We start from the raw sequence: 24,847 nt of genomic DNA on the forward strand, positions 1-24,847 counted from the left end.
TTCGTCCCTCGGGAAATCGGCCTGCTCCGAGCCACCGGCATCAGTCGGGTCACGGCGTCCAAAGCGTCGGCATGGCCGTCGCGAGATGACCGAACGCNGCCTACAGAAACCCGATCACCGGATCCTGGCCCTCTGCCTCCGAAGACCGTGACCTACCGAAACCGGTCCCTCACCGCGCCAGTATAGCGGCGCTCCAGAGCCCATAGGCGCGGGTCTCGCGCCGGATCCGCCAGCACCCGTCGTGACCGGCCACCGAGCCCTGGGCGCGCTGCGTCGATCATGCGTGCCTGAGCAAGGGCGTACTCGGCGGGGCGCCACCGGAACCGGTCATGTTCAGCCCGAGGCCGAGCTCGCCTTGCCCGGCCGAGAGTGGTTGGTCCGTGACGGGGCAGGGCGCTGGCTTGGACCATCTCAGGGTGGGTAGGAGACTCATGCCAGCGTGATGGCTACTCAAGATCCACGGTCACGCGGCGCAGGCGCTCGGGTGTGCACCTCGTGAACCCGGACGACGAACCAGCACCCGGCAGCCGCCGGCACCCCGGGACACACAGAGTGCCCGTGACCTGCACGAACACACACATGACGGCACTATGCGATACTAGACGGCAGGCTGTCCTACGGGCTTTTAACCGGCGGGTTTCCCGCCCTGCAGCTGCCGCGAACCTTGAACGATATTGGTTTGGCCTGCATCGTTCGAAAAATTGACCCTCCGACGCGGGTCCGTCGGGCCGCGCGTGTGCTCGATGTGTGCTCATTGTGTCGTCACTCGCTAAACGATCTCCGTTTGTCGCGCTGCGTCGCGGGCGAACCCGGCCGCCGGGAGAGGCGGGCTCGCGGCGATGTACCAGATGATTTTGATCGCTATGGCGGGCCAGTGCTGCTATGTCGGAGATCAACAAGCCGAGAAGTCCTGATATCTGACTATGCCTGCGGTCGCGCGGTCGGCTCCGACGCACGAGTCTTGTCAACGGTTTCCGAAAACTGGATCTGGATCTGGCTCAGCCACCCCGGGCGCGCTGGACGCCCCGGCCCCCGGCACCGCCACCGCCCCCACCCGCGCCGAACAGCCCGCCCCCGCCGCTCAGAGCTCCGCCTCTGGTGGACGATGAGTTCGTGCGTGCCGACGGCAGCGCCGCGTGCAGGTCGGCGAGGATGACCTGGTTACCGGCGGTGAGGCCGGACGTCACCTCGGTCCGGTCGGCCCCCACCGCCCCGGTGGTCACCCGGACGGTCACCGCCTTGCCCTTCCGCAGGACCGAGACCGTGCTCAGCCCGCCGACCCGGTGCACCGCCGAGGTCGGCACGGTCAGCATGTTCCGGACCTCCCGTACCACGATCGACACGGTCGCGCCGGTGCCGTCGAAGAGCTTCGTCCGCGTCGCCGCCAGTGCGATCTTGACGGGGTAGGTCGTGGTCGACCCGGTTGTGCTGTTCAGGACGCCGATCGAGGAGACGGTGCCGGTCAGCGGCGTCGACACGCCGTCGACGGTGACGTCGGCCCGGTCGCCGGGCCGCACCAGGTCCACGGCGGACAGCGGGACCGTGGTGACGACCTGCTTGCCACCGGCGCCGAGCACGGTGATGGCGTTGGTGCTGGAGAACGCGCCGACGGTCATCCCGGGTGAGATCGAGACGGCGGCCACCGTCCCGGTGACGGGGCTGGTCAGGGTCGTCTCCGCCAGGTTCTGCTGGGCCAGCGCCACCTGCGCGACAGCCGCGTCGATGGCGGCCTGGTCGGCCGCGAGCTGCTCGGCGGTGACGACCCTGGCCGCCCGGCTGGACGTACCGCCGCTGGACGTACCGCCGCTGGACGTACCGCCGCCCACGCTGCGGGACGATCCCGCCGAGCTTCCGGAGCGGACGGTCGATCCTCCACCGGAGGAGCTGGGGGCGGGACCGTGGCTGGGGGCGGGAGCCGGCCCACCCGTCGCACCTGGCACCCACGGGGCCGGCGCGCTCAGCGGACGGGCGCTCGAAGTGGCTGGTTGGGTTGGTTGGGTTGGTTGGGCTGGTTCGGTCGGGATGGCCGAGGCGGCCGGAGCTGTCGGAGCGTCGGCTGTCGGAACGCCGGCCGTGCCGAGGTCGCGGACCGCAGCGTCCAGGTTCAGTTTGGCGGCGGCGAGTTGGGACACCAGCGTGGCCAGGTCCGACGGCTGTGACGGCCCTGGCGATGTGCTGTACCTGGCGACGAGGGCACCGATCGCGTGCTGGCACTGGAGGGCGTCAACGGAACCGGTCGGGTCGGGATCCTCGATCTTCACCGTGTACGGCGTGCCCGCGTCTAGACCGGTGAAGGCATAGGAACCGGNCACGGAGGCGACCACGGCGCCGTCCCGGAGCAGAGTGATCGCGTCGTCGGCGCCGGCGGTCCCGCTGATCTTCCCGGTGGCGTCCGACGGGGCGGCGAGGACCGGCGTCGNCGTGTACGTGATCGGCGCGCGGGGCGGCCCGGCGACCACCACGCAGCCTCCGCCGGGGGACGTCAGCTTCCCGAGATCGGCGCCGAGGCCGGCCAGCACGCTGTCGAGGGACGACTGGGCATTCTCGACGTCCTGCTGCGCTGTGGTGACCGCCGTCAGGAGGGTGCCCGGCTCCGTCGTCCCGTTGTCCGTCGTCCCGGCTGGAGCCGCCGCCGGGGTCGGCGCCGGGGAGCGTCCGGTCGAGGAACTGATCAGTTCGATGCCGGCGGACGACGAGCCGCCCCGGAACGAGCTGCCCGTCACGTCTGCCAGGGAGGTGGCCACGGCCCCCGCCGCTGTGAACGTGCCCGGGCCCGTCCCCGAAGCGGTCGCCGACGAGGTCTGGCCCGACTCGTCCGCGGTCAGTGCCAGCCGCGCGTTCGCCAGCGTCGCGTTCGCCGCGTCCAGGGCTCGCCGCAGCGGCCCCGGGTCCAGGCCGGCCAGCGTCTGCCCGGCCGTGACCTGGTCACCGATCGCCACCGGCACGGCGGTCACCGTTCCGGCGACCGGAAACGCCAGTGTCGCCTTGTTGACTGTGGCCACCGTTCCGACCGAGGTGAGGGCCTGGGTCACCGACGCCATGCTGGCGGTGGCCAGCCGGTAGGAGGGCCCCGGGCCCGCCGTGACCGCGAGCCCCGTTCCGACGCCGGTACCAGCCAACAGCACCGCTGCCGTGCCGCCCACCACGACCTTGCGGGGCCGACCCAACCGGCGGCGCGACGGCCGCGGCTTCTCCTCAGGCGCTGCCTTCTCGGACACTGCCCCTTCAGGCATTTGTGGACCCGGTGCGACCGAAGCCGGTGGCGCCGGAGCCCGCACTGCCGCCCCCCTGGCCGCCGAAGCCGCCGCCGCCGAAGCCGCCGCCGCCGAAGCCGGCGGTGCAGCGGCCGTTCGTCTTCGGGCTCAGCGTGATGTGGGTCGCCGTGACGGCGCCAGTGTCGTCGGTCTGGCCGTTCGCGGTCGCGCACTGCCCGACGGCCAGTGCCTTGGCCGTCGCGGTGACCGACTGGGTGTACCTGGTGTCCCCGTTGACCTGCGCAGTGTAGGTGATGGCTGCCCCGCTGCCGCTGCCGCTGCCGGTGACGGTGACGGTCGAGCCGGACACCGAGGCCACCTTGCCCTCCGCGCGCGCGCCGAATTCGTCTCGGAAGCCTCCCGGCCCTCGGGTGCCCAGCGAGCGCGGACGCGGGCTGCCGCTCGGCCGGGGCTGGCCGGTCGGCCGTCGCCCGGCGGTCGGCTGTGTGCAGGCGTCCCCGACCGGCTGGCTGATCAGCACCGTCGTGGCGGTGAACGAGGTGGGCCTCGGCCTGGGGCTGGGCGCCGCCGAGTCCGGCGTGCCACCGGTGCCGCCCGCGCCGCCGGCCGGCGAACCGGATGCCCCGTTCCCGGTCGGCACGTCGGCGGCGAAGACGCACACCCCTGGCCTGACGTCGGCGAGGGTCGCGGCGATGATCTGGGTGAACGTGGTCGTCCCGGTGAACTTCACCGTCACCTGCCCCGACGGCTGGCTCTGGACCTCGATGCTGCCGGAGCTGGCGCTGGCGGCGTCGACCTCGGCGATGGTGCCGAACGCGGCCGGGCCGCCGGCGCCGGATCCACGGCCCCCCTGACCGGGCGGGCCGCCCGGCTGGCCGGTGCTCGGACTGCCCTGTGCCGACGCCGCGGTCGAAGAGCCACCGCAGCCGGCGAGCGCCGCGACCAGCATGGTCGTGGCGGCGGCGAGGGCGAGCCGCGTCGGGCGGCCGCCGGTCAGGGACCTGGTGAGCGGTGCTTGACCAGTCAAGATCTCGATCCTCGTCCTGGGATGGCTACTCGCTGCGGAGTGCGTCGATGGGAGCCAGCCGGGCGGCCCGGCTAGCGGGGTAGACGCCGAAGGCGATACCGATGGCGACGGCCACGGCGATCGCGCCGAGCACCGCCCACCACACGATCGCCACCGGGTTGTCGATGAAGTGCGGCAGCACCAGGGCGCCGGTGATGCCCAACAGCGCGCCGACCACCCCGCCGGCGAAGCTGAGCACGGACGCCTCGGCCAGGAACTGGCGTCGGATCGCCGCCGGTGGTGCGCCCAACGCCTTGCGCAGCCCGATCTCGCGGGTGCGCTCGGTCACCGAGACCAGCATGATGTTCATCACGCCGATCCCGCCGACCAGCAGGGACAGTGCCGCGATGCCGGCCAGCAGCACGGTGAGGGTCTTGCTCACCGAGGTCGCGGTGTCCAGCAGCGACTGCTGGCTGGTGATCGTGAAGTCGGCGCTGGCCGGGTTGGCGATGCCGTGCTGGTTCAGCAGCAGGTCGGTCGCCTCCTGATAGGCCGCTGAGAGCGTGGACGACGAACGTGCCTCGATGTAGATCGAGGAGACCGAGGTGCGGGTCGTCCCGCCGAACAGTCGGCTCGCCGCGGTGGACAGCGGCACGACCGCCTGGTCGTCGAGGTTGCTCGTGGTGTTCGAACCGGCCGGATCGAGCACCCCGACCACCGTGAACGGAATGTTGTTGATCGTCACGCTCTGGTCGACCGGGTCGCGTCGGCCGAACAACTGCTCGGCGGTGTCCGAGGCGAGGACGGTCACCGCCGCCGACTGGGCGTCGTCCGTGGTGGTGAGGAAACGGCCCTCGGCGAGGGTGCGGTTGCGCACCGGGCGCCAGGCCGCAGTCGTGCCGACCACCGTCGTCGTCCAGTTCGTGGCCCCGTTCACCAGCGTCAGTTGGCCCTGCTTGACCGGGGCGACCCCGACGATGTCCGGTGTGGAGACCGGTGACGACAATGCGGCCGCGTCCGTCATGGTCAGCGTCGAGGCGGAGCCGAACCCGCCGCGCAGGCCGGTGGTGGGGCTCGTCGAGCTGCCTGGCGAGACGATGAGCAGGTTGCTGCCCAGGGCACTGATCTGCGATCCGACCTTGTTCTGCGTGCCGACGCCGAGGCCCACGGTGAGCACCACCGCGGCGATCCCGATCAGGATGCCCAGCACAGTCAGCCCGGAGCGCAGCCGGTGCGTGCGGATCGCGTCCCACCCGGTGCGCAGCGTCTCCAGCCAGCCCATCAGGATGCCGCCGTGTCGGACTCGACCAGGCCGTCCCGGATCCGCACGACCCGGTGCGCCCGGGCCGCCACGTCCAGCTCATGAGTGATCAGGACGATCGTCCGGCCCTGCTGGTGCAGCTCGTCGAGGAGGTCCAGCACGTCACCGGTGGCGGTGGAGTCCAGGTTTCCGGTCGGCTCGTCGGCCAGGATGAGCGACGGGTCGCCGACCAGCGCCCGGGCCATCGCGACGCGTTGCTGCTGGCCGCCGGACAGCTCGCCCGGCCGGTGCTCAACCCGGTCGGCGAGGCCGACCCGGTCGAGTGCCGCGACGGCCCGCGCCCGGCGGACCTCGCGGCGCATCCCCCGGTAGGTCAGGGGCAGCTCGACGTTGCGCCACGCGGACAGCGACGGCAACAGGTTGAACTGCTGGAACACGAAGCCGATCCGGCGGTTGCGGATCTCGGCCAGGTCGGCCTCGCTCATCCCGCCGACGTCCTCCCCAGAGAGCCGGTAGCTGCCCGAGGTGAGCACGTCGAGGCAGCCGATGATGTGCATCAGCGTCGACTTCCCGGACCCGGACGGCCCGACGATCGCGACGTACTCGCCGGTTCCGATCCGGGCCGAGACACCACGCAGCGCCGTGACGTCCAGCGATCCCGCCCGGTAGGACTTGGTCACCTGGTCCAGCTCGATGACAGGGGCGTTGACGACGAGGGTGTCGTTGTCCGAATACGGCGGGAGCGGCGTCGCCGGACCCGCCGTCCCTCCCGACCTTGCCTGCTCTTGCCCTGCCTGCTCTTGCCCTGCCTGCTCTTGTCCTGTCTGCTCTTGTCCTGCCGGTTCCTCCGGCGTCCAGGCCAGTTCGTTTTCCGTTGTCCCGACCACCTCAGCCACCCCCGCCGAAGCCGCCGCCCCGACCAGCGGAGCCGCCACCCCCGCCTCCGGGGAAACCGCCTCCGCCGCCGAACCCGGCACCGCCCCCGAACCTGCCCGTACCGCCCTGGCCCGTGGCCCGGCCCGGGCCGGTTCCGGACCCGCTCCGGGTGGCCACCTGCGGGGTGTCGACCACGNCCTTGTCGCCTTCCGACAGCCCGGAGACGACCTGCGTGAAGCCGCCTCCGGTGGGTCCGGTCGTCACGGTCGTGGCGGTCTTCCTGCCGTTGGACAGGACGTAGACCGTGGGCTTGCCGTCGGCCTGAGTGATCGCCGCTGTCGGGACGACCAGAACGTCGCCGAGCTGCTTGTAGGTCAACGAGACTGTCGCGGTGTCACCCGCGTGCATCCCGCCGGGGCTGCCGGTCACCTTGATCATAACCGGGAAGGCTGCCGTCCCTCCGGAGCTCGACGCGATGAGGCCGACCGACGACACCGTCCCGTAGACCGTGTCCCTGCCGGCGTCGGAGGTGCCCGCACCGCCCTGGCTCGCGGGACCGGAACCGGCTCCCGGCCCGCCGCTACCGCCAGTTCCACCGCCACCACCGCCACCGCCGCCACCGGGGAGCCGGCCGATCGGCACGCCTCCGGTGCCACCCGTGCCCGGCACGATCGTCGCCTGGTCGCCCTTCGCGATCAGACCGACCCCGCTGGAGTCCACGGTGGCGTTTACGATCCACGAGTCGGTGCTGATCACCAGGATCTGTGCGCCGGACGACGAGCCGGACGANCCCGNCCCCGANCCCGNCCCCGNCCCCGNCCCGGCGGCCGNCCCCAGGCCGGACGAGGCGGCGCCGCCCGATCCGGACCCGCCTGCCGAGCTCGCGGATCCGCCGGACTGGCCTGATCCGCTCCCGCCGGAGGATGCCGCCACCTGCTGGCCGACCACCAGGGACAGGCTCGCCACGACACCCTTGACCGGTGCGGTGAGAGTCGCGCCGTCCAGCGCGGCCTGCGCGGTCGACACCCCGTCGGTCGCGGTCGTCACCGAGGCCTGATCGACGGCGAGCTGTGTGCTGGACGCCCCGGAGTCCTGGTCGGAGGCTAGCTTGGCCTGGCTGTTCGCCAGCGTTAGCTTGGCTTGGACGAGACTCGCGGTCAACGACGCCGAGTCGATGGTCGCCAGCGGCTGGCCGGCGTTAACCGGGTCGCCCTCGCCCACCAGGACGCTGGTGACCTTCCCCGCCGCCGTGAAGTTCAGGGCTGCCTCGGTGGCTGGTTCGATCGTTCCGGTCGTCGTGATCGACTGTTTGATGGTCCCGATGCTGGCGGCGACGGTCCGCGACGAGGAGGCGGCCGGCCCGGACGAACCGCCGCGGGTGAACACGTAGGTCGTGACCGCCGCGGCGACGACGACTGCCGTGACCGTGGCGACCACCCACCGGTGGCGCGCGATCAGCCGGACTGGAGAGATCATGAGCCGCCGTTCGCGGATGGCAACTGATTCTGCACGGCGGCAAGCATCGCGGGGATAGCTGAACCTGGCCTTTACGGCACCTGTGCGTCAGCTATGAGTTCACCGGCCCATCGTCGCGGTTGGCGGTCGGGTCGAATGCTGGTGATTGATTGATGTGAATCCGGGGTTTGTGTTGTCGTGCCGTTCCGGCGGTGGTTCGCTGCCGGTGCCATTGCTGCTGGAGGCGATGGTCGACGCGCTGCTGGCCGGAGTGACGTCAGACCTCGACGAGCGCCAGCCCTGGCACGACCAGGTCGCCCAACTCGCTCATCGTCTGCACGAGGCACGGCTGTCTCGCCGCGACGGTGCTCGGCTGTTCGCGGGCGTCTTCTTTCCCCTGCCCGACGCGCTGGCGTACGGCGAACAATTGGTCTCCGCTCTCCGCGTGGGGGGACTGTCCAGCCGAGATGCCGCGTGGTCGACGGACACGATCACTTACTACGTGGTCAGTCACAGCACTGAGGAACAACTGAGGAACAACTCGCCGCCGCTCTGCCCGATCCGTCCGCGAGCGCCGCACGGCTCATTGGCCCGGTCGGTCCACGACGTCACCCGCAGCTGTTCGCTGCGCTCGACCATCTCCCTGCTCCGCACCAGAAGGAGCACTTCGACTTCGGCCTGCGTCTTGTCATCGGCGGCATCCGCCGTGCCGTCGGGTAAACAGGATCATGGGCGGCCGGTGCCTACCCGCGGCGATCCGAGTACCGTCGCCCAGGCCATGAGATGGCCCTCGGCCACGCGCCACGCGCCACGCGCAAGCCGTCCAACACGATCGCGATCCGCGTGGTGCGGTGCTCCCTGCTGGCGGTCGGATTGGCAGACCTGACGGCCTGCTGCTATTGGGAGATCAGGGTATCTGTCATTGGTAGAGTAGAGACACGGTCGACGCCGGCTCGCCGGCCGGTCATTTCATCATCGCGGGCAGCTCCGCACCGCGAGGGGCAGTGGTCCACTCGGGCGCGGGACGTATCGTGCCGCTGCGGACGCGCCCGCTGAGCATGGCCGAGCAGGACGTCGACAAGCCGACTGTGAGCCTCGCCGCGCCACGCCCCCGACGATGTGGCGCTGCAGGAGCAGGCAGAACACGAAGACCGGCAGGCAGGCCAGGTCGCTGCCGGCCCCCAGGCCGCGGCGATCCCGAGCACCGTCGGCACGAAGCCGATGGTGATCCGCACCTGGATGCACAGAGGGATGGCCTTGCTCGGGTGGTAGGCGGCCCGGGTGAGGCCGGTGACCACAGTAGTCGTTGGGGACGGGGCTTCTCGTAGGTCAACTCCTGTACCGGTGTGCCGGAATTTCCTAGAAACCGCGGTCCGTCGCCACCACGATGGTCCCATGATCTTGATTACTGGTGCGACCGGCACCGTCGGTCGCGAGGTGCTGCGCCTCCTAGTCGGCCGGGGCGCTCGGATTCGGGCGATGACGCGAGAACCAGCCCGTCTCCGTCTTCCTGATGGCGCGCTGATCGATGTCGTGCAGGCCGACTTCGAACGTGCTGACTCGCTCCACAGCGCGGTCGCTGGTGTGGACAGCGTCTTCCTGCTGACCGCTCCGAGCCCCACCGGCTCGGTCGCCGAGCATGACCTGGCCATGATTCAGGCGGCCCGTGCCTACGGCGTCCGGAAGGTTGTCAAGCTGTCCGCCATCGGCGGGAAANCCGATGACGCCGACAANCTGCCCTCGCCCAGGCACCGTGCCGGCGAACAGGCGCTGGTCGCCAGCGGACTGACCTGGTCCGCGCCGGATTCGATCCGTCCATCGCGGACTCCGCCGTCGACGGCTACCAGCTCGTCCGGGACGGCGGTAACGCAGTCATCACCGACGATGTCGACCTGTTCGATATCAGGCCCCCGGCCAGCGCGGCTTCGTACGCGCCGAGTCCTGATGCGCCCAGCGGGCCGGCTCGGGCAGGGCAGATCCCGCCGGATCGGAACCGGGCCATGGCGAGGGCGGCGGCGCTTGAGGATCGGCTGTTCGCGACCGCGCCGCCACCGACGCGGGGCCGGGAACATGGTGCCTTCGGCCGGACCGTGCGCGGGGAGTGGGTGACCGCGGATCTGGTCGGCCCTTCCAACCTGCGCCTTTTCCTCGGCGTCCTCGACCGGCCGCTGGAACCCGCGCAGCTGGGCGCCTACCGCCGGCAGCGTGGCGCCGCCAGCCGCGACTTCGATCGGCTCCAGGTTGCCGTCGGGCGGCGGTTGATGGTCGTCGTGGCCCGTGGCACGGACCGTGAGCCCGACTGGGTGGAAGTGACCGGCCATCTCGGGCCCCCGCAGGCTGGCGAGGTCTGACGCCGGGACCCATCGACGAAGTCTCCCTACGGCGGCGCGCACGGCGACGCTAGAAGGTGTCACAGGGCGGACCCTGAGCGTAGGAGCCGGGGATGGTCAGGGCGTAGCCGATCAAGGTGATGGGCGGGACCGAGGACGGCTTGCCGGGCGGCAGTCGCGAGGATGGCCTGTGCGCGGGCGGGGAGGCCGAGCCGGTTCCAGTGGAAGATCACGTGTAGTGCGATGATGGCACGTATCCAACGGGTAAGCTGGCCCTCTTCGCGGAGCTTCCGGAGCGTTCCGCCCGCGTCCTCGAACGCGTCGAGCCAGCTGCCGAGGAGGTCTGCGCGGGCTTCGCCGACGAGGAGACGGTGGACGTCGCCTGTGAAGGAGGCCCAGACCTGCGGGTCCGACGGCGGGTTGGCGAAGACCGAGCGCTGCTCTGCGATCCGTGCCCAGACATCTCCTTGCTCGTTGAAGTCGAGTCCTGCGGTGCGCATGAGCGCCGTGCACAGCACGAGGGAGTGTTCGCGCCGGTCGGTCGGGTTGGTGGCGAGGAACGACAGCAGGTGGTTGCTGTCGTGGTGGAACAGCTCGTGGGCGGCGTTCATGCTGGCGGGGCCGCCGAAGGCGTGGACCTCTGGCTCGTAGATGTCGGCGGTCCAGCGGACTCCATCGGTGAGCAGCGCGTGGGGGCGGTCGGTGGTCGTGTCGTACTGGCCGTCCGTGTCCTGCGCGGTCAGGTAGCGGATGCGCCAGGCGCCCTTGCGGATGAAGAACCAGGAGGTGATGAGCCCGTCCGCCTCGGCGCGGGGCAGGATGCGCGCCAGGTGACCGATGGCTTGGTCTTCCCGCCCGCGGGGCTGCGGGCCGGGGTAGCGGATGTTCAGCTGTTTCCATGGGGTCTCGTGCATGTCGGGCCTTCCGGTCAGCAAAGCAGGAGGCAGGCGTCCCAAGACGTCGTGGTCCCGGCCACGGCGAGCTCGGCCCCGGCCGACCCGTCGAGGAAGCCAGGGGATGCGTCCGCCGCAGCGGCGGTGTCCTGGTGCAGACGCAGCAGCGGTGCGAGGGCGATAGGGGTTCGCGCGTCGGCCGCGATCCGGCGTGCGGTGGCGAGTAGCCCGGCGGTCCCGTGGCAGAGGCCGGGTTCAGTGAGCCGGGCCAGTTGGGCCGGGTCGCGGATGCAGGCGGCGAACGCCGTTTCAGCGAGGTGCTCGCGGGTGGTGTCGCCGAGGNCGCGGGCGGCGAGCTGTTGGGTGCGGGCGATACCCGGAGCGCCGTAGCACCACGACGGCCGCAGCGGGCCGCGTTGGCGGGGCTCGCCGCGGTCGAGGTCGTCGAGCGTGACGAACTCCGGCCACCACGATCCTTCGCTGGCTGGCCGCCGCCAGGTATCGAGCCACTGGCAGATCGTCCTGAGCGCCTGTTCCTGTCCGTCGACTCGGACGCCGTCGAGCAGGGCGAGGGCCAGAAGCGCGGCGGGGCCCGTGATGCCGTGGGCGATCCCGTGGTTGCCATGCCCACCGGGCGGGCCGGCCTTCGTGCGGCTGGGCCGTGGGGGCACCACCAGCCGGGCAGGCCGTCGATCGGCTCCGTGAGAAGCACCAGGTAGGCGAGGACCTCGCGGAGCAGGTCAAGATCGTCGAGGCGGCGGGCTACGACGCCGAGCCCGGTCACCCCGCCGGGCCGGGCGGCCACATGACGGCGCCCGCAGCCGCACACGACCCGGTAGAGATCATGCTGGGTCACGGTCGACCCGGGCCGGGGTGAGATCGTGGGACTGGTGCGAACGGGCGNCCCCCGCCGGCCTCGCCCCGGCCAGCGCCGCCCCGCAGTCACACACCCCGACCGGAAAATGCGCCTCGACCCGGGGTCCGGGTCCTCCCGCCAAGCCAGCGTCCACCCGTCCTGCCCGGCTGCTTACCACGTTTCTTCTTCCCGCCCCCGGCGGCACGGCGCTCAGCCCGGTTCGGCCCCACCCGGCCCGGCAGCACCCCGTCCGACGACGGCGGCAACGACGGGTTCCCCGAGTTCCGCGAGCCCGCCCGCCTCAACCGGTCGACCTCCGCCGCCAGCTCCTCGACCCGACGTTCCTGCCCAGCCAGCCGCTCCTCCCGCTCGGCGATCCCGGCCCGCAGCTGTTCGATCAGCCCCGCCCGCGCCACCACGAGAGCAACCAGNTCCTCACGCGACATCTCCTCCGGCGGCGGCACCCCACCACATCACCACACGCACCAGATCCGATGCGCCACACATCAGCCAACAGTCGGACCCGGAACGAGCGCCAACCACTCACAGCAACATCAACAATGAAGCTGAATGTTTACGACGGGCCATGGTGCGGATCATGGCCCAGTGGACGAAGGTGGCAGAGCTGGCCGGGTCGCGTTCGTAGTCCCGAGCGAGGCGGCGGTGGCCGGCGATCCAGGCCAGGGTGCGGTTCCACCACCCACCGCTTCGGAAGCGGCTGGAAGCCTTTCTGTCCTTCCTTCTTCCGGACGATCTCCACGGTGGTCTTCATGACGGTGGCGGCCCAGGTCACGANCCGGCCGGCGAACCCGCCGTATGCTCGGACTACTACGAGACCTCCGTCCCGCTCCACGGCCCTCGGCCGGCCACGAACCTGCCCGCCACCAGACAGGACAGAGGTTGTCGAGGAACGTGAGCAGGCTGTCCGGTGGCCGGTAGCGTTGGGCCTACGACTCTCGGACGCGAAGACCCGCGTACGTCAGGACTGCTCCCGCCCTTCCCGGCATGCCCCGGTCAAGGCTGTCCTCAGCTACGTCGTCCACGAACAGGAACCGGCAGCTGGGGGCGGTGAAGTAGTGGTCGACCAGCAGTTGGCGGGCGCCGTCGCGGTCCTGACGGTTCGTTCGTTCGGGCGCTGACGCATGGTCGGCGGCCGGTGGCGATCACCACCGATAAGGCACCTGTCTACCCGAGGCTCCTCGACGAGCTGCTGCCTGGGATGCCTGCCATGTCGACGCCGCCCGGGAGAACAACCGGATCGAAGCCGACCACGGCCGACTCAAAGCACGACGCCGCGCGGGCTGAAATGGCTGCGCTCGGTCCAAACTCTCAGCGCCGGACACGCCTTAGTCCAGAACGTCCGCCGCGGCCACTTCCGAACTCGGGATCGACAGCAACCCACAGCTGAGGCTGGCCGCCGCGTTCACCGAACTCGCTACCGCTATCTGACCGACAGACGCCCCGGCCCGCTGGCATGCCCAGCTTCCCCGTAACGCAACAGAGCCCCCGGGGATCACCCTCGGCTTGCTGGCAGGCGGACACGTCGCCGACGGCCACGTCCGCGCCGGCGCCGCCGTCAGTCCTTTCCGAACAGGCCGAGATAGCGGCGGGAGCTGTTCGGGCTCAGGTTCGGGTTGTGCAGGGAGGATTGCACGTTGTCAGCTTCCGCGTTGTTGTAGTAGGCCTCGTAGGCGAGGAGTCCGGCGTTCGCCGCGAAGAACTCGTGCATCTTCTCGATGTAGAACGGGTTGTCGCCGCCACCGCCGGTCGAGCGCACCAGTCCCCATTCGGGGACGGCGAACCGCTTGCCGTGGGCGCGGGCGAAGGCGGCGACGGTGCACAGCCCGGAACGCTGCTGGCATTGCCGGGTCCAGACCTGCTCCGTCGTGGACGCCGGATAGGAGTCGTAGGAGTCGATGCTGACGACGTCGACGTAGGCGTCGCCGGGGTAGGCGGACCAGACGTCCGCGCCGCTGCCGGGCAGGCTGTCGCGGTGCGCGGTCATGTTCCAGTCGATCTTCACGTGCGGAGCGGTCGACCGGATCGCGGTGGCGGCGTGTTGGAAGCAGCTTTTCCACGCCTGCGGATCCCNGACGTGCCACCAGAACCAGTCCCCGTTGAACTCCCAGCCGAGGCGCACGTAGGCGTCGCCGCGGCCGTACTTCGACAGAGTCTGCCCGAACTGGGCCCAGTAGCCGTCGTACTCACCGCGAGCGCACGCCTGTTCATTGCCGTTCTGCGGGTACAGCGGTTGCGCCACCGACAGCTCCCCGGGAAAGGCTGCCCGGGTGAACGCCCCGACCGGCCAGGACGCCGTGGTGATGCTCGGCCAGTTGGCGCGGTCCGTGAAAACGATCGCGAGGTCGACGGGACGGCGGGTCCACGCCGCCCACGCGGTCACGTCTGCCGGGAAGTTTCCATTGGCGCCGGATACCCAGCCCAGCCCGGACGGTGCCGGCTCCACGGCGGAGGGGGGCGTGGTGGTTGGTGACGGCCGCGGAGCGCGGGGACGCTCGGGCTGATCCGAGCAGGCCGCCACGCCCAGCACAACAGCCATCACCATCGTCAGTGCGGTCAGCGGCATCCATAACGGCCTGCCCGGGCGAGCCCGGTACCCGGCCCGACCTCGCTGCCGGGCCGTCACGCTGCACGTTCCATCGGGTCCCTCGGTCCTTCCTGGCGCTCCGGTACCACGAAAACCAACCATACCGTTACGTCAGTGTCGTATCGGACAGTCGTCGCGGATGTGGCGGGCGAGCCCAGGATCGATCATGCTGGCAGGTCGGNCGATCGCGGCGATCAGATGCCGGAGAACACCGAGCCCCCGCGGGTACTGCTCCACGGGGACACCTGGACCTGCTTGACTTCGATAAGAGTGGCGGCGTGCCGCCATATTTGCTCAGTTGACGGCACGCAGGCTGGTACCGCCCCTCCTGCGCAACCGGTTCAACGTGTCGGCGGTCGTGTCGTCGGCGGGAAGGAATACCACCAGCTGCTGAGCATCGGCGGGTGGGAGCTCCAGGACCTCGCGGTCAAGCCGCAGTTCACCAACCACGGGGTGTGTCCACCGCAGCGGACCGCGCCGTGGTAGCGCGTGCCGGTTCAGTCGCTGGGTGAAGTCGTCGCCGGCGACCGGAGCGAGTTCCGCCCTGAATTGGGCCGAGCGCTCGGCCGACGGGCCGTGCCACAGGTCGAAGGCTCGTTCGTCGGCGATCTGATCCCATTCCGGGAAGACCTCGCGGGCGCGCCTGTCGGTGAAGACGAAGCGCGTGAGGTTGGGCCTGTCGGTATCGAGCAGCCCCGACGGTCGGGCGACCAGGTCGAAGCCACTGGTGTACGCGAGGATGTCACCCAGGCGGTTGGTGACCAGTGCGATCCCTGGCTCGAGCTGGTCGAGCAGCTTGAGCACTGTCTGCCTGACCTCCAGCCGAGGTTGGGTGAGCGGGCCGATACACACGCCAGCGGCGATCTTGGCCAGGTAGCGCAGGTGCTCCCGCTCGGAGACGTCGAGGCGCAGCGCGTCGGCGAGCGCGTTGACGACGGAGGCCGATGGGTTGCGGTCGCTCCCCTGCTCGATCCGGACGAGATACTCAACGCTGATTCCTGCCAGCGAAGCCAGCTCCGACCGCCGTAGCCCCGGGACGCGGCGCCGGGGGCCTGCCGGCAGGCCGAGCGTCTCGGGCCGGGTGGCATCGCGCCTGGCGCGGAGGAAGTCACCCAGCGGCGTACTCACGCTCTTCACTGTAAGACCGGCACGGCCTCGGTACGCCGTCCGAGGCTGGCCCTATCAGGGCCAGCCTGCGCTCGGTCTGGCTGCCGCTGCCGGCGCGACCGAACATGTGACGCATGAGCGAAACCAGCAAACTTGTCATCGTCGTCGGCAGCGTGCGCGAGGCGAGGTTCGGACCGGTCGTGGCCTCATGGGTCGCCGAACAGGCCTCCGCGCATGGGAGCTTCGACGTAGAGGTCGTCGACCTCGCCGACTTTGAGATCCCCCTATCCCTGCCCGCCGCGTCGCCGAAGTACGCCGGAGACTCATACCCGCGCCCGGCGGGCATGGCNCCCCTGACCGCGCGACTCGACGCCGCGGACGCGTTCGTCCTAGTAACCCCCGAATACAACCATAGTTACCCGGCGTCACTGAAGGCTGCCATCGACTGGCACTTCACCCAGTGGACCGCGAAGCCGGTCGCTTTTGTCAGCTACGGCGGCGCGGCGGGTGGTCGGCACGCGGTCCTGCACCTGGAGAACGTCCTCACCGAGCTGCACGCGGTGACCATTCGCGACGGGCTGGCATTCCCGAACTACTTCGTGAACTGGGATGCTGGCCGGCCAGCTGATCCCGACGCTCCCGGCTACGCCAAGACGTTGTTCAACCAGCTTGCCTGGTGGGCCGCCGCACTCCAGAAGGCACGCGCCGAGGTGCCCTACCCCGACTAGTGTCTCGTGATGATGGGCCCGCAGGCCCCCTCCTCGCGCAGCTGATCGGTGAGCTGTCGACAACGGACCCCGCAGGCGTGCCGTCGGGCAGGCCGACCGCGGCGCTGTGGACGTTGACGTGCATGACCCGGTTGGCCCCGTTCGGTGTTACCGGCCGCCCGCGGCGCCGCGGCGGGNGAACTCCTCCTGGGNGNGGNGTTCCGGGCAGTCGACCCGGATGTCGGACGGTCCGAGGCGGTAGTCGAAGAACGCGCAGCGGTGAACAGTGGGTTGGGCGTGGCGGGCGGGTCGGGCGTGGCGGGGNGCGGGNTNGAAGTGCCGGCAGGTGGTGCACGCGCGCGTCACGCTGATCAGATGTTCGGCGTGCAGGCATTCCAGCAGGTCCAGGAGGGTTGCGAGCAGGTGCTCGCCGTCCGGGCGGGGGATCCTGGAGGTCGCTACCTCGACCGGGGCGGTCCACCGGGAGACCGCGTGCGCGGTCCGTTGGCCGTCGGCGGTGAGGTGTAGCCGGTAGTGACGCCGGTCGGCGGGGTCCTGCTGGCGGCCTACGAGCCCTTTGCGGCGCAGGGCCGCCACGGCGTCGCTGACGGTGGGGTCGGCCACGTCGAGTTCACGTGCCAGCGCGCTGGTTCGGGCCGGCGGGGGNGGTCCCGCATAGATGCGGGCGAGGACCCGAAGCTGGGNGGGGGNCAGGTCGTGCGCCTCGGCCAGGCGGCGGGCGAGCACCTGCAGGGCCTCGCCGATCCGGTCGAGGGCGGCCACGATCTTCGCGTCGAGTCCGGGGTGGCGTTCCTCGGGGGTGCCGGGCGGTCTCACGCGCACGGTCCGAACGCCGCGTGTATCGCCAGCACCGCTGCCTCCTGCCGTTGGGACTTTCCCGGGTTCGCGACGGCCGACCCGCCGCGAGGGTCGTAACGGGGAAGGTCGGAACCCGCGAGTGGACCTTAGCAATCCGATCCGCCCGGACCGGATCGTTAGGAGTCCTTGACATCAAAGGTCGTCCCGCACATAGTTCTCCTTGTCGACTGAAATTGTCGAGATAGCGGCCGATGCCGGGTTGGGCCGTGCGGCGCGGGAGCGTCGCCGGACCGGGCGGGTTCGGTTCGCGTCCGTGGGGGAACACCAAGGAGGCGAGCATGCCGAAGCTTGCCCGCAGTGACTGGTACGATCTTGCCCGCGACACCAACTGGTCGTTTGGCTATGTGTCCGAGCAGGACGTCTTCCCAGAGGAGCTGTCGGGGACGGGCCGGGTCCCAGCCGAGGGGTGGCTGGCCTGGGACGAGCCATACAAGATCACTTATCGGGAGTACGTGCACAACCAGGTGACGAAGGACACCACGACGTACTCGGTCAAGAACGCGATCGCCCGCTCGGCGCTGTTCGAGAAGCTCGACCCGGGATGGAAGTCGGTGATCCTGGCGCACTACGGCGCGATCACGATGCCGGAGTACCTCGCCTCCATCGGTGAGGCGCGGATGGGCCGGTTCGGGCGGGCGGCGGCGTGGCGCAATACGGCGACGTTCGGCACGCTCGACGAGGTCCGGCACGGCCAGATCCAGGCGTTCTTCCCCTATGGGTTGATCGGGAAGGAGCCGCGGGCCGACTGGGCGCTCAAGGCGTTCCACACGAACGACTGGATCGTGCTCGCGGTCCGGCAGCTGTTCGACGACATGTTCGTCGCCAACGACGCGCTGTCGATCGCGCTGCAGCTCACCTTCACCCTTGAGACCGGTTTCACGAACCTGCAGTTCCTCGGCATGGCGGCCGACGCGATCAAGGTGGGCGACCTGGAGTTCGGATCGCTGATCTCCAGTATCCAGACGGACGAGGCCCGCCATGCCCAGCAGGGCGAGCCGACCATCAAGATCCTTGCCGAGGGCGGCCACAAGGACTGGGGCCAGTTCCTCATCGATCACATGTTCTGGCGGTCATGGCGGGTGTTNGCGCTGCTGACCGGCCTGTCGATGGACTACTACACCCCGCTCGAGCATCGGACGATGTCGTTCAAGGAATTCATCGAAGAGTGGGTGATCAAGCAGTTCTCCGACCAGTTCCGGGACTTTGGCCTGGAGTATCCGTGGTACTGGGAGGAGTTCGTCAACGAACTCACCTGGTACCACCACGCGATTCACCTCGGGGTGTGGAACTGGCGGCCGACGGTCTGGTGGAACCCGGACGCCGGCGTCTCGGCGGACGAGCGGGTGTGGCTGGAGGAGAAGTACCCGGGCTGGAACCGCACGTTCGGCAAGTACTGGGATGTCATCGGCGACAACATCCGCGCGGGGAAGGTCGAGGCCACCTTCCCGGAGACGCTGCCGTTGGTGTGCAATCTGTGCCAGCTGCCGATCGTGCGGGCCGCCGGCGTGGAGGCCGGCGCGCTGGCCTCGGCCGCTCCGCTGCGCCACACCCACGGGGGCCGTGACTACCTGTTCTGCTCGGAACCCTGCAAGTGGATCTTCGCGCGGCGTCCGGAGCGGTTCGCCGGGCACCGGTCGCTGGTGGACCGGTTCCTCGCCGGCGAGATCAGCCCGCCCGACCTCGGCGGCGTGCTCGCCTACATGGGGCTGTCGCCGGCCGAGCAGGGACAGGATGCCACCGGCTACGCCTGGGCGCAGGCCGCGGCGGCGGGCGCAACCGGCGCCAGGGCGGCACGGCGATGACGTCTTGGGCACAGGTGACCCCCGGAGCGCGGGAGCACTGCCACGAGTACGTCCACGAGTACGTCCACGAGCACTCCGAGGGGGCCCGATGGCTCTGCTGCCGCTGAGCGCGGTTTTCGAACACGACTTCGTGTCGCTGCTGGTGGCGGTGGACGACGCCGACACCGTCGAGGTCGTCGGCCAAAAGATCGCTCACCACGTTGTGGGCCGGCGTCTGCCGGCCAGCGACGCGCCGGTGGGGATCCGCCACAACGGTCAGGTGCTCGCCCGCGAGGCGCGCATCGGCGAGGCCGGCGTCGGCCCGCTCGACCATGTCGAAGCCTTCTTCGATGAGTAGCGCGTTGGCGGGTGGTGCGTCGGCGGGTGGTGCGTCGGCGGGTGGTGCGTCGGCGGGTGGCACCACAGTGGCGTGGACCGACGTCGCCTCGCTGGACGAGGTGTGGGAAGGCGATGTGCTCGAGGTGACCGCGGGCGCCGAGCAGGTGCTGCTGGCACACCTGCCCGGCGGGGCGCTACGGNCGTACCAGGCGGTGTGCCCGCACTCGCGGTTCCCGCTGGTCAACGGCGCCGTCGAGGACGGGGTGCTCACCTGCGCCGCGCATCATTGGGAGTTCGACCTGGCGACCGGCGAGAGCCTCAACCCGAGCGACTGCCGGCTGTACAGCTTCCCGGTGCGCGCCGACGGCGAGCGGATCATTGTCGGGATCCCACCCGACGGCCGACGTCACTACCACCGCTGCCGTGGCGATGCGACCGCGGCCCCGACGGGGAGACGATTTTCATGACCGCCGACTCCAGCCGCCTGGTAGGCCCCATCGTCCGCGGATTCGATCCGGACGTCGTCGAGGCACTGCACGCCGCGATCGAGAAGGACAACCCCGACCAGACGCTGGTCGTGGAGGACCGCAACGGCTACGTGCGCATCAACGCGCCCCGCTTCCTGCGGGTCACCCGCACCAGCCTGGAGGAGGCCGCCGGCCGGTCCGTCCCGCTCGCCACCCTCGAACCCGCCCTCGCCGGCTTTGCCGGGCGGATGCGGTACGTGAGCGACGACGAACTCGTCTGGTACCTGGACCGGAAGGACTGAGGATGNCCNCCNCCCCCACGGCGAGGCCTCTGCGCNCCTGGAGTGTGTTCGACGGGGCCCGCCGCAAGCCCAACGAGTACGAGACCGTCACCGGCCACTTCCACTACCACTTCGGGCGGCAGCCGGCCCCGTTCGACCTTGATCCCAACAGTCCGATCAACCGGTGGTACCTGCGCTACCGCGAGGGCTCGCCGCTGCGGGGCGTGGACTGGGAGGAGTTCCGCGNCCCCGCCCAGCTCAACTACCGCCGCTACATCGCCCTGCAGCACGACCGGGAGATCTACGCCGAAGGTGTCGTCGACCACTTCGAGGCCCTCGATGCGGATGCCGGCCTGGACCCGGTCTGGGTGGGCGTCCTCGCGCGGCTTTACCTGCCCGCCCGCTACCTGTTCCACGTGCTGCAGATCACCAGCCTGTACGTCGGCCAACTCGGACCCAGCGCCTACGTCAGCAACGCCGCGTTCTTCCAGGCCGCCGACGAACTGCGCGCTCTGCAGTGGATCGCCTACCGGGCCAAGGCGCTGTCGTTGGTCCACGGCGCCGACCTCGCCGACAGCCGGGTCACCCGACGGTTCTGGGAAGACGACCCGGCCTGGCAACCCGCCCGAGAGGCGCTGGAGCGGTTGCTGGTCGCCTACGACTGGGCGGAGGCCTTCACGGCACTGAACCTCGTCGTCAAGCCGGCGCTCGACACCCTGCTCAAGACCGCCCTCGCCGATCTCGCGGACGCCAACGGCGACGGCCTGACCGCCCAGCTGCTGCGCGAGTCCGGCGTCGACGGCGCCCGCAGCCGGGCGTGGAGCGCGGCCCTGGCCCGCCACGCCATCGCCGGACGCCCCGACAACGCCGCGGTTCTCGCCGCCTGGGAAGAAAACTGGCGCCCCCGCGCGGAGAAGGCCGTCGCGGGCTTGGCGGCCCTGTTCGACAATGCCCCGAACCCGGCCAGCCCGGCCGAGGTCGCCACCACCGTCGCCGCGACCACCGCGGCGTTCCGTGCCTCCTGGACCGGCACGGCGGATCCTGCCTGAACCGGCGGATCCCGCCTGAACCTCCGGCCTCCACCACCGATCCGCCCCCGGGAAGGACCCATGTCCGTCACCGACGACTACCTGACCAACAACGCCGCCTACGCGAAGACCTTCGCCGGGCCGCTTCCGCTGCCGCCGTCCAAGCACATCGCCGCCGTCGCCTGCATGGACGCACGGCTCAACGTCTACGCGATCCTTGGCCTGGGCGACGGCGAGGCTCACGTCATCCGCAACGCCGGCGGCGTCGTCACCGACGACGAGATCCGTTCCCTCGCGATCAGCCAGCGCCTGCTCGGCACCCGCGAGATCATCCTGATCCACCACACCGACTGCGGCATGCTGACCTTCACCGACGACGATTTTAAACGCTCGATCCAGGACGAGACCGGGATCAAACCAGAATGGGCCGTGGAGTCGTTTACCGACCTGGCCGAAGACATACGCCAGTCGATTGCGCGGATCAAGGCGAGCCCGTTCATCCCGCATACCGACGCCATCCGCGGCTTCATCTTCGATGTTGCCACCGGACTGCTCACCGAAGTCGCGTGATATCCGCCTGCCGCACCCTGCTGTTCAGCGCCTTCGAGTATCGACTCACCATTACCGGCATCATCATCGGTTCTTTCTGACGGCACCGTATTTCTGACGATGCCGTATTTCTGGCGGCACCGGGCTTCGCCCGCCGTCGGGGTGCTTCGGGGATCCGTACCGTCGATCCGCGAAGCACCCCTGGGGGCCAGGTGGGTGGGGTCGGTGGGCGGCACCGGAGCCGGTGATTCCCACCGGCCCGACCCACCGGCCCCACCCGTCACCTGGTCAGTGGGTCAGCCGCGCTTGCGGCCGGACTCACCGAGAGTGATCTGGTCGCCGTTGACGATGCCGGCCCGGCGCAGCGCCTCGGCGATCGCGCCGTCCGGCACGCTGGATCCACCGCGGCCACCGGAACCGTTCCTGCCACCGGCACCGCGCCCGCCGGCACCACCGGCACCGCGCCCGCCGGCACCACCGCGTTCGCCACTCGCGGTGCCCCGGCCGCCATTCCGCCGATCACCATGATCACGGCTTCCGCCGCGTCCGGCGCCCGCACTCGCGGTGCCCCGGCCGCCATTCCGCCGATCACCATGATCACGGCTTCCGCCGCGTCCGGCGCCCGCACCCGCGGCTCCCCGCCGGTCACCCTCGCCGTCCCGGCGGCCCGGGCCCCCGGCACCGGCCTCGTCGTCCAGCCGCAGCGTCAGCGAGATCCGCTTGCGGGGGATGTCGACGTCGAGAACCTTCACCGTCACGATGTCGCCGGGCTTGACGACCTCGCGCGGATCGCTGACGAAGTTCTTCGACATCGCCGACACGTGCACCAGGCCGTCCTGGTGAACGCCGATGTCGACGAAGGCCCCGAACGCGGCGACGTTCGTGACGGTCCCCTCCAGGGTCATGCCGGGGACCAGGTCCGCGAGCGTCTCGATCCCCTCGGTGAATGCCGCCGTCCTGAAGGCCGGCCGCGGGTCACGGCCGGGCTTCTCCAACTCGGCGAGGATGTCGGTGACGGTCGGCAGGCCGAAGGTGTCGTCGACGAACTCGCTCGGCTTCAGGGCTCGCAGGACCGCCCCGTTGCCGATGAGGGAGCCGAGGTCGCCGCTGGTCGCCGCGAGGATGCGCCGCACCACCGGGTAGGACTCGGGGTGCACGCTGGAGGCATCCAGCGGGTCGTCCCCGTCGGGGATGCGCAGGAAGCCGGCGCACTGCTCGAACGCCTTCGGCCCGAGGCGGGGGACGTCCTTCAGGGCGGCCCTGGTCTGGAACGGCCCGTGCGTGTCGCGGTGGCGCACCACGCTCTCCGCGAGGCTCGCCCCGATTCCGGACACCCGGGTCAGCAGCGGGGCGGACGCGGTGTTGACGTCCACCCCCACCGCGTTCACGCAGTCCTCGACCACCGCGTCCAGGGACGACGACAGCCGGGACTCGGACAGGTCGTGCTGGTACTGCCCAACCCCGATCGATTTCGGGTCGATCTTCACCAGCTCCGCGAGCGGGTCCTGCAGCCGCCGGGCGATCGACACGGCCCCGCGCAGTGAGACGTCGAGCCCCGGAAGCTCCGCCGCGGCGTAGGCGGACGCCGAGTACACCGACGCCCCCGCCTCCGAGACCGTCACCTTCGTCAGCGACAGCTCCGAGTGCCGGCGGATGAGGTCCTCGGCGAGCTTGTCGGTCTCCCGGGAGGCCGTCCCGTTCCCGATCGAGATCAGGTCGACGCGATGCTCCCGGGCGAGCCGGGCCAGGGTGGCGATCGACTCGTCCCACCGCCGCGCCGGGACGTGCGGATGAATGGTGTCGGTGGCGACCACCTTGCCGGTCGGGTCGACCACGGCGACCTTCACTCCGGTGCGGTACCCCGGGTCGAGACCCATGGTCGCCCGGGTTCCGGCCGGCGCCGCGAGCAGCAGGTCACGCAGGTTCGCCGCGAACACCCGCACGGCGGTGTCCTCGGCGGCCGTCCACAGCCGCATCCGTAGATCGATGCCGAGGTGCACGAGGATGCGGGTGCGCCAGGCCCAGCGGACCGTGTCGAGGAGCCACCGGTCCGCCGGTCGGCCCGCGTCGGAGATCCCGAACGCCTCGGCGATCCGCGTCTCGTAGTCGGTCGGCCCGGGCGGCGGGGCGGCGTCCGGCTCCGCCGGCACGTCCGGTTCGAGGGTCAGGTCGAGGATCTCCTCCTTTTCCCCCCGGAACGCCGCGAGGATGCGGTGCGACGGCAACGAGGTGAACGGCTCCGAGAAGTCGAAGTAGTCCGAGAACTTCGCCCCCGCCTCCTCCTTGCCCTCCCGGACCCGGGATACCAGGACACCACGCGACCACATCCGCTCGCGCAGCGTGCCGATCAGGTCGGCGTCCTCGGCGAACCGTTCGACGAGGATCGCCCGCGCCCCCTCCAGCGCGGCACCCGCGTCGGCCACACCCTTCTCCGGATCGACGTAGGCCGTCGCCGTGGCGTACGGGTCGAGCGAGGGGTCGCCCAGCAGGCTCTCCGCCAGCGGTTCGAGGCCGGCCTCCCGGGCGATCTGCGCCCTGGTCCGCCGCTTCGGCTTGAAGGGCAGGTAGATGTCCTCCAACCGGGCCTTGGAGTCGGCGGCGAGGATCTGCGCCTCCAGGGCGTCGTCCAGCTTGCCCTGCGACCGGATCGATTCGAGGATCGCGGCGCGCCGATCCTCCAGCTCCCGCAGGTAACGCAGCCGTTCCTCCAGCGTGCGCAGCTGCGTGTCGTCGAGGGTGCCGGTCGCCTCCTTGCGGTAGCGGGCGATGAAGGGCACGGTGGCACCACCGTCGAGCAGGTCGACCGCCGCCGTCACCTGCCCCTGGCGCACGCCGAGCTCCTCGGCGATCCGCTGATGGATGGAACGCTGCGGGACAGATGTCGTCGTCACAATCCCTGATCCGCCTTCTCGTCGATCTTCGGTCGCCGGGCCGGGGTCGGCCGCGTCGTCGCTCGGGCGCCGCGCGGTGAGACCCGCGCCGACGCCCTGACTGCGAGACTACGGGTGATCACGAGGTTTTCCGCCCGCGGGCGGCGGTCCCGGTGCGCGTTCCCGCGTTCCCGCGTTCCCGCGTTCCCGCGGCCTCCTGGTCTCGAGCGCCGGCCTCCTGGTCTCGGGCATCGTCCCCGCGTGGCGCGGTCACGGCGGCGACCGGCCCGGCCCGGCGTGGTCCGCCCGGCCGGAGAACCGGTTCCGGGCTGGTCGGGTCGT

Annotated in this window: 20 protein-coding genes and 4 pseudogenes; 11 read left to right on the forward strand and 13 right to left on the reverse strand. The window is 70.5% G+C overall.

The genetic code is table 11. The features are described 5' to 3' along the window. Positions 1 to 998 precede the first annotated feature (998 nt). From CED_RS06125 to CED_RS06145, 5 genes are read right to left on the reverse strand one after another with little or no spacing between them, the layout of a single operon-like run. Positions 999 to 3,218, reverse strand: a complete 2,220-nt coding sequence (locus CED_RS06125) for a biotin/lipoyl-binding protein (RefSeq protein ID WP_235186924.1) — start codon at positions 3,216 to 3,218, stop codon at positions 999 to 1,001. A 7-nt stretch (positions 3,219 to 3,225) separates the two neighbouring features. Continuing rightward, the gene (locus CED_RS06130) at positions 3,226 to 4,242 is read right to left on the reverse strand and encodes a hypothetical protein (RefSeq protein WP_235186925.1); all 1,017 of its coding nucleotides are present in this window, start codon (positions 4,240 to 4,242) and stop codon (positions 3,226 to 3,228) included. Positions 4,243 to 4,267: 25 nt separating this feature from the next. Continuing rightward, entirely contained in the window at positions 4,268 to 5,503 is a 1,236-nt protein-coding gene (locus tag CED_RS06135) for an ABC transporter permease (RefSeq protein WP_023840163.1), read from the reverse strand. Beyond that, complete coding sequence (locus CED_RS06140; RefSeq protein WP_011434669.1) at positions 5,503 to 6,378, reverse strand: ABC transporter ATP-binding protein; 876 nt, start codon at positions 6,376 to 6,378, stop codon at positions 5,503 to 5,505. Before CED_RS06140 ends, CED_RS06135 begins: the two co-directional genes overlap by 1 nt. Beyond that, positions 6,371 to 7,834: an efflux RND transporter periplasmic adaptor subunit gene (locus CED_RS06145; protein ID WP_035909107.1), complete on the reverse strand. Its 1,464-nt coding sequence runs from the start codon at positions 7,832 to 7,834 to the stop codon at positions 6,371 to 6,373. The genes CED_RS06140 and CED_RS06145 overlap by 8 nt, the downstream gene beginning before the upstream one ends. A 226-nt stretch (positions 7,835 to 8,060) precedes the next feature. Between CED_RS06145 and CED_RS26045 the strand changes: the two are divergent. Beyond that, positions 8,061 to 8,294, forward strand: a pseudogene (locus CED_RS26045) (TetR/AcrR family transcriptional regulator C-terminal domain-containing protein); the annotation flags it as partial. A 29-nt stretch (positions 8,295 to 8,323) separates the two neighbouring features. Here CED_RS26045 and CED_RS25740 read toward each other — a convergent pair. After that, complete coding sequence (locus tag CED_RS25740; RefSeq protein ID WP_255361092.1) at positions 8,324 to 8,452, reverse strand: hypothetical protein; 129 nt, start codon at positions 8,450 to 8,452, stop codon at positions 8,324 to 8,326. 756 nt (positions 8,453 to 9,208) lie between these two features. Here CED_RS25740 and CED_RS26050 point away from each other — a divergent pair. Both CED_RS26050 and CED_RS06155 read left to right on the forward strand, forming a co-directional pair. Next, complete coding sequence (locus CED_RS26050; protein WP_084680709.1) at positions 9,209 to 9,922, forward strand: NAD(P)H-binding protein; 714 nt, start codon at positions 9,209 to 9,211, stop codon at positions 9,920 to 9,922. Next, positions 9,814 to 10,164: a hypothetical protein gene (locus tag CED_RS06155; protein WP_023840158.1), complete on the forward strand. Its 351-nt coding sequence runs from the start codon at positions 9,814 to 9,816 to the stop codon at positions 10,162 to 10,164. The genes CED_RS26050 and CED_RS06155 overlap by 109 nt, the downstream gene beginning before the upstream one ends. Positions 10,165 to 10,223: 59 nt before the next feature. Here the strand turns inward: CED_RS06155 and CED_RS06160 are convergent, their stop codons facing one another. The 3 genes and pseudogenes from CED_RS06160 to CED_RS26055 form a co-directional block, all read right to left on the reverse strand. Continuing rightward, positions 10,224 to 11,057 (reverse strand): thiopeptide-type bacteriocin biosynthesis protein, encoded by an 834-nt coding sequence (locus CED_RS06160; RefSeq protein WP_083282336.1) that lies wholly within the window; start codon positions 11,055 to 11,057, stop codon positions 10,224 to 10,226. A gap of 14 nt (positions 11,058 to 11,071) precedes the next feature. Continuing rightward, positions 11,072 to 11,823, reverse strand: a pseudogene (locus tag CED_RS06165) (lanthionine synthetase C family protein); the annotation flags it as partial. A gap of 717 nt (positions 11,824 to 12,540) precedes the next feature. Next, positions 12,541 to 12,712 (reverse strand): annotated as a pseudogene (locus CED_RS26055) (IS5/IS1182 family transposase); the annotation flags it as partial. A gap of 303 nt (positions 12,713 to 13,015) precedes the next feature. Between CED_RS26055 and CED_RS22220 the strand changes: the two are divergent. Further along, positions 13,016 to 13,341: pseudogene (locus CED_RS22220) on the forward strand (DDE-type integrase/transposase/recombinase); the annotation flags it as partial. Between the two features lie 127 nt (positions 13,342 to 13,468). Here CED_RS22220 and CED_RS06175 read toward each other — a convergent pair. Next, positions 13,469 to 14,449 (reverse strand): glycoside hydrolase family 26 protein, encoded by a 981-nt coding sequence (locus CED_RS06175; RefSeq protein ID WP_369807796.1) that lies wholly within the window; start codon positions 14,447 to 14,449, stop codon positions 13,469 to 13,471. A gap of 342 nt (positions 14,450 to 14,791) precedes the next feature. Beyond that, on the reverse strand, positions 14,792 to 15,625 hold the full coding sequence (locus CED_RS06180; RefSeq protein ID WP_011434677.1) for a helix-turn-helix domain-containing protein: 834 nt from the start codon (positions 15,623 to 15,625) through the stop codon (positions 14,792 to 14,794). A gap of 113 nt (positions 15,626 to 15,738) precedes the next feature. On the opposite strand from CED_RS06180, the gene CED_RS06185 reads away from it, so the two are divergent. Further along, positions 15,739 to 16,332: an NADPH-dependent FMN reductase gene (locus tag CED_RS06185; protein ID WP_011434678.1), complete on the forward strand. Its 594-nt coding sequence runs from the start codon at positions 15,739 to 15,741 to the stop codon at positions 16,330 to 16,332. A gap of 147 nt (positions 16,333 to 16,479) precedes the next feature. Here the strand turns inward: CED_RS06185 and CED_RS21385 are convergent, their stop codons facing one another. Continuing rightward, complete coding sequence (locus tag CED_RS21385; protein WP_051868692.1) at positions 16,480 to 17,154, reverse strand: MarR family winged helix-turn-helix transcriptional regulator; 675 nt, start codon at positions 17,152 to 17,154, stop codon at positions 16,480 to 16,482. A 314-nt stretch (positions 17,155 to 17,468) separates the two neighbouring features. On the opposite strand from CED_RS21385, the gene CED_RS06195 reads away from it, so the two are divergent. The 6 genes from CED_RS06195 (at position 17,469) to CED_RS06220 (ending at position 21,656) form a co-directional block, all read left to right on the forward strand. After that, positions 17,469 to 18,992, forward strand: coding sequence for an aromatic/alkene/methane monooxygenase hydroxylase/oxygenase subunit alpha (locus tag CED_RS06195; protein WP_035909224.1), 1,524 nt, complete (start codon positions 17,469 to 17,471; stop codon positions 18,990 to 18,992). A gap of 88 nt (positions 18,993 to 19,080) precedes the next feature. Continuing rightward, positions 19,081 to 19,329 carry a toluene-4-monooxygenase system B family protein gene (locus CED_RS06200; protein ID WP_011434681.1) on the forward strand — a complete coding sequence of 83 codons (249 nt, stop codon included), beginning with the start codon at positions 19,081 to 19,083 and terminating at the stop codon, positions 19,327 to 19,329. After that, the gene (locus tag CED_RS06205; RefSeq protein ID WP_235186928.1) at positions 19,322 to 19,777 is read left to right on the forward strand and encodes a Rieske 2Fe-2S domain-containing protein; all 456 of its coding nucleotides are present in this window, start codon (positions 19,322 to 19,324) and stop codon (positions 19,775 to 19,777) included. The genes CED_RS06200 and CED_RS06205 overlap by 8 nt, the downstream gene beginning before the upstream one ends. After that, complete coding sequence (locus CED_RS06210) at positions 19,774 to 20,079, forward strand: MmoB/DmpM family protein (protein ID WP_011434683.1); 306 nt, start codon at positions 19,774 to 19,776, stop codon at positions 20,077 to 20,079. The genes CED_RS06205 and CED_RS06210 overlap by 4 nt, the downstream gene beginning before the upstream one ends. A gap of 44 nt (positions 20,080 to 20,123) precedes the next feature. After that, positions 20,124 to 21,107 (forward strand): aromatic/alkene monooxygenase hydroxylase subunit beta, encoded by a 984-nt coding sequence (locus tag CED_RS06215; protein WP_235186929.1) that lies wholly within the window; start codon positions 20,124 to 20,126, stop codon positions 21,105 to 21,107. A 60-nt stretch (positions 21,108 to 21,167) separates the two neighbouring features. Further along, positions 21,168 to 21,656 (forward strand): carbonic anhydrase, encoded by a 489-nt coding sequence (locus CED_RS06220; protein ID WP_011434685.1) that lies wholly within the window; start codon positions 21,168 to 21,170, stop codon positions 21,654 to 21,656. Positions 21,657 to 21,931: 275 nt separating this feature from the next. On the opposite strand, the gene CED_RS06225 is transcribed toward CED_RS06220, so the two are convergent. Then, positions 21,932 to 24,526, reverse strand: a complete 2,595-nt coding sequence (locus CED_RS06225) for a Tex family protein (RefSeq protein WP_011434686.1) — start codon at positions 24,524 to 24,526, stop codon at positions 21,932 to 21,934. Positions 24,527 to 24,847: the final 321 nt, after the last annotated feature.

Source organism: Frankia sp. CeD (genome assembly GCF_000732115.1).
Lineage (GTDB): Bacteria > Actinomycetota > Actinomycetes > Frankiales > Frankiaceae > Frankia > Frankia casuarinae.

What these genes read in the sequence shown, in the direction of transcription:
- CED_RS06200 (WP_011434681.1), top strand. Translation starts at nt 19,081, where the DNA reads ATGGCTCTGCTGCCGCTGAGCGCGGTTTTCGAACACGACTTCGTGTCG.
- CED_RS25740 (WP_255361092.1), bottom strand. Translation starts at nt 8,452, where the DNA reads ATGGTCGAGCGCAGCGAACAGCTGCGGGTGACGTCGTGGACCGACCGG.
- CED_RS06135 (WP_023840163.1), bottom strand. Translation starts at nt 5,503, where the DNA reads ATGGGCTGGCTGGAGACGCTGCGCACCGGGTGGGACGCGATCCGCACG.
- CED_RS06220 (WP_011434685.1), top strand. Translation starts at nt 21,168, where the DNA reads ATGTCCGTCACCGACGACTACCTGACCAACAACGCCGCCTACGCGAAG.
- CED_RS06155 (WP_023840158.1), top strand. Translation starts at nt 9,814, where the DNA reads ATGGCGAGGGCGGCGGCGCTTGAGGATCGGCTGTTCGCGACCGCGCCG.
- CED_RS06210 (WP_011434683.1), top strand. Translation starts at nt 19,774, where the DNA reads ATGACCGCCGACTCCAGCCGCCTGGTAGGCCCCATCGTCCGCGGATTC.
- CED_RS06160 (WP_083282336.1), bottom strand. Translation starts at nt 11,057, where the DNA reads ATGCACGAGACCCCATGGAAACAGCTGAACATCCGCTACCCCGGCCCG.